The 3883-nt window shown below is 40.6% G+C and carries 5 protein-coding genes; all 5 read right to left on the bottom strand.

Annotation, left to right across the window (positions count from 1 at the left end):
* Positions 1-167: 167 nt before the first annotated feature.
* The gene (locus tag FJ218_11015; GenBank protein MBM4167430.1) at positions 168-914 is read right to left on the bottom strand and encodes a ZIP family metal transporter; all 747 of its coding nucleotides are present in this window, start codon (positions 912-914) and stop codon (positions 168-170) included.
* Between the two features lie 75 nt (positions 915-989).
* Positions 990-1703 carry a hypothetical protein gene (locus tag FJ218_11020; GenBank protein MBM4167431.1) on the bottom strand — a complete coding sequence of 238 codons (714 nt, stop codon included), beginning with the start codon at positions 1701-1703 and terminating at the stop codon, positions 990-992.
* A gap of 110 nt (positions 1704-1813) precedes the next feature.
* Complete coding sequence (locus FJ218_11025; protein MBM4167432.1) at positions 1814-2191, bottom strand: GxxExxY protein; 378 nt, start codon at positions 2189-2191, stop codon at positions 1814-1816.
* Positions 2192-2279: 88 nt separating this feature from the next.
* Positions 2280-2399, bottom strand: coding sequence for a hypothetical protein (locus tag FJ218_11030; protein MBM4167433.1), 120 nt, complete (start codon positions 2397-2399; stop codon positions 2280-2282).
* Positions 2360-3865, bottom strand: a complete 1506-nt coding sequence (locus FJ218_11035; GenBank protein MBM4167434.1) for a glycine--tRNA ligase — start codon at positions 3863-3865, stop codon at positions 2360-2362. The genes FJ218_11030 and FJ218_11035 overlap by 40 nt, the downstream gene beginning before the upstream one ends.
* Positions 3866-3883: the final 18 nt, after the last annotated feature.

Consider the following 3883-nt stretch of genomic DNA (forward strand, 5'->3'; position numbering starts at 1 on the left):
AAATATAAGTAAAGATGGAAGGAAAAATTGTTTGATAAACCGCCAAAGAAAATATTGATATTCATTTGGAATTCGCTCACGCATCAAAAATATTTTAACCACTGCAAGCCAAGAAATCAACACTTCGGTTGCTTTGTATATTCTTCTGTGGACTCTGTGTTGATTTCTTAATGTGCGAACAGAGATGTAATGAGAACTTTGCTAACAGCAAACAACGCCATTCCTCCAAACACCACAAGCGGCGTAATGCGATTATGCGAGCGATTGATTTCTGGGATTAAATCGCTAGCGCCGACATACGTTGCTGCACCGGCAGAAAATGCAAATGCGATACCGACAAAATTTGCGCTGATGTTGGAAAAAATAAACACTGCGAAAATTCCCGCGAGCGTTGCAACGGCTAATCCAAATGCCGCGCTGATTGCATGTTTTGTCGAGCGATTTGATGCAAGTGTAATGGATGCAACGGTTAATCCTTCGGGAAATTTATGAAGAAGAACTGCGATGAACACTAAAATTCCTACATTCGGATTGAACAACATTGCTGAAGAAATAGAAAGTCCGTCAAAGAATGCGTGAATTGCTAATCCTGCAACAGCAGAAATTCCTGCGAATGGTTTTACAATTTCGTGTTGATGCGTTTCTTCTCCGAAGTGAAAATGTCCAACGATGGTATGTTCAAAAAAATGGAGTAGAGAAAATCCGAGCAGTATATACAATGATGATAATGCGCCAACGTTTGCAATGCTTTCCGGAATCAATTCAAAAAAAACAAGCGCAAGTAAAAATCCCGCAGAAAGCGCAAGCAAATACTCTTGAATTTTTCCGAGCCATTTTTTCCCCTGAACAACGACGATGCCGCCAATGAGTTCGGAGAGAGAAGCGAGTAAGCCAAGTATGATTATTTGTAACATTTTTTTTTAACGTAATTGGTAATTAGTCATTTGTCATTAGTAATTCGAGAACTACGAATGACAAATTACCAATGACTAATGACTTTTTATATAATTTTTACATTTCTCTAAAATTCTTGCAAACATCGGATTGTTCGGAAATTGTTTATGTAATTCTTCTGCATACGGCAATGCTTTTTCGAAATCATTTTCAAAGCGAAAACGAATTTGCAACAAGAAATACGTCGCTTCGTATTTTGTGAACCTTCCTTTCTGCGATGCTTTGGTGAGAAACTCAATTCCCTTTTGTTTATCGCCGCTCGGTAAAAACCACATCAACGGTTTCACGACGGGAAATTCTTCGGGAATTGCTTCGGCGTAATATTGATACAATCCCATTCCCAAATATGTCTCGGTGTTTGTTGTGTCGCGCTCGTATGCCTGCATCATCAAAGAAAGTCCTTTTTTGCCGTCGAGAATTGCGGAGAGCCAACTTTTACGATGCACTTCCAATCGTCCTCGATAACCGAGTGCGCCGCCTTTATAAAAAATTGCTTTCACATTATTTTCATTTTCATCAAGAATTTTATCGCACACATCAATTGTTTTTTCTATTTGCAAAAAATATTGTTCATCGAATTGCATGTTTTCTCTATCAAGCAAAATTTTCCAATACGTTACCATTGCAGAAAAAAAATATCCTTCGGGCTTGGTAGGATAATCGCGAATGATTTGTTGAAACAATGAATCCGCTTTCTGAAATTCGCAATTGTAAATAAGGGGAATTGCGGTTTCGATTTTCGTTTCCATTTCTTGTTTGCTTTGTGAGAAAACGACAAATGGAAAAAGGGATATGAAAATTATGATTGAAAGTTTTGAAACGCAGAGGCGCAGAGAACACGGAGTTTCGCAGAGAATTGTCATAGTTTATTTACGACTCGCGTGATGCCTTTTGTCAGAATTTCAACGTGAAAGTTAACGAGCAAACCTAAACGTTTATCTAATAATCGAAGATAGGAGAGAAGTTGTGATTTTGCAATTGGCGGAACTACTTCTTGCGCTTTTAGTTCAACAATAACTTTGTTCTCGACGAGAACATCAAGACGATAACCAACATCGAGTTTTACACTTCGATACATGAGTGGAACTGGTTTTTGTCTTTCGAAATTCAATCCTTGAAATTTCATTTCTTCTGCTAAACATTCTTCATAAGCGCTTTCCAGCAAACCGGGACCAAGTGCGCGATGAACTGCAATAGCACAACCAATTATCTTTTCCGAAATCTCATTCTCGTGCATAATTTTCTCTGCGTATTTTCAGCGACCTCTGCCTCTGCGATTAAAATTTTGAAACGCAGAGGTGCAGAAAATACATAGTTTTCTAAAATTACAATTTCTCACTCAACCAATTCTTCAACTGCGAAATGTTCACGCGCACTTGTTCCATCGAATCGCGTTCGCGGATTGTTACGGTTTGATTTTGTAATGTTTCGCTATCAACCGTAATACAAAAAGGCGTTTTCCGATTTCATCTTGTCTTCGGTATCGTCTTCCCACTGCGCCGCTATCATCATAAAAAACGCGAAACGAATTCCGCAAATCTTTTTCAATGTTGCGAGCGATTTCCGGCATTCCATCACGATTGACGAGTGGAAAAATTGCGGCTTTCATTGGCGCAAGTTTCGGATGAAATTTTAACACGACGCGCGTTTCCATTTCACCATCAGCAGTGCGCGCTTCTTCTTCACGATACGCTTCAATCAAAAACGCCATAAACGAACGACTCGCTCCCGCCGATGTTTCGATGATAAACGGAACAAATTTTTCTTTCGTCTCTTCATCGAAAAATTTCAAACTCTTGCCGCTGTATTCTTCATGTCGCGACAAATCAAAATTCGTGCGATTGTGAATGCCTTCAATTTCTCCCCAGCCAAACGGAAATTCGTATTCGATGTCGTATGCGTTGCGAGCATAATGCGCAAGTTTCTCGTGCTTGTGCCACTGCAATTTTTCTTTGCGCATTCCCAAATTCAAAAACCATTGCATACGTTGCTCGCGCCAATATTCAAAATGCGCTTCATCGGTTTCGGGCTTGACAAAAAATTGCATTTCCATTTGTTCAAACTCGCGTGTGCGGAATAAAAAATTCTTTGTGTTGATTTCATTGCGAAACGCTTTTCCGATTTGCGCAATACCAAACGGAATTTTTTGCCGCGATGCCGCTTGCACGTTGAGAAAGTTCACGAAAATTCCTTGCGCAGTTTCAGGACGCAAATACACAACCGCGCTTGATTCTTCGACAGGCCCAACAAATGTTTTGAACATTAGATTGAATTGCCGTGCCTCTACCAAATCTCCACCACACTCTGGACATGGTGTCTGAAGTCCCGTTGTTGCTTTTTGTTCTGTCGCTATATACTGCAACAACATCGGAATGTTCAATTTCATCATTGGATTGTTTTGAAGGTCCTCAATAAGCCACGACATCGTGACTTGAGAATTACGTACGAGTGCCAATCCTGGAGCAAGTTTTTTACCTTTTTGCTGTGCCCATCGAAGTGCAAGATGGCTATTGAATTTCAGAAGATATGTCCAATCGGTTAACTCCATAGTTTCTGCAAAAGACTGTACCCATTTCGATTCTTTCAGCATGTCCCATACCTGGTCCGCCCTAAAAAGTTTCTTGCATTGACGACATGCTTGCATCGGGTCGGTGAAATTTTCCACGTGTCCCGATGCTTCCCACACGCGCGGATGCATCAAGATTGCCGCGTCAATTCCTTCAATATCGTCTCGAAACGTCATTGCTTTCCACCACGCGTCTTTCACGTTGCGCAGCAATTCAACACCGAGCGGACCGTAATCCCAGCAGCCATTGAGTCCGCCGTAAATTTCCGATGATTGAAATACAAATCCCCGCCGTTTTGCCAGCGAGACAATTTTATCCATTAAGTTTTCTGTTTGTTTGGGCATAATACCATTTTATGTTTG

The organism is Ignavibacteria bacterium, from assembly GCA_016873775.1.
In the GTDB taxonomy this organism is placed as follows: Bacteria; Bacteroidota; Ignavibacteria; order UBA10030; family F1-140-MAGs086; genus JAGXRH01.

Excerpts from the sequence above, each read along its gene's own strand:
- FJ218_11015 (MBM4167430.1), bottom strand. The coding sequence starts at position 914 with ATGTTACAAATAATCATACTTGGCTTACTCGCTTCTCTCTCCGAACTC.
- FJ218_11020 (MBM4167431.1), bottom strand. The coding sequence starts at position 1,703 with ATGGAAACGAAAATCGAAACCGCAATTCCCCTTATTTACAATTGCGAA.
- FJ218_11025 (MBM4167432.1), bottom strand. The coding sequence starts at position 2,191 with ATGCACGAGAATGAGATTTCGGAAAAGATAATTGGTTGTGCTATTGCA.
- FJ218_11035 (MBM4167434.1), bottom strand. The coding sequence starts at position 3,865 with ATGCCCAAACAAACAGAAAACTTAATGGATAAAATTGTCTCGCTGGCA.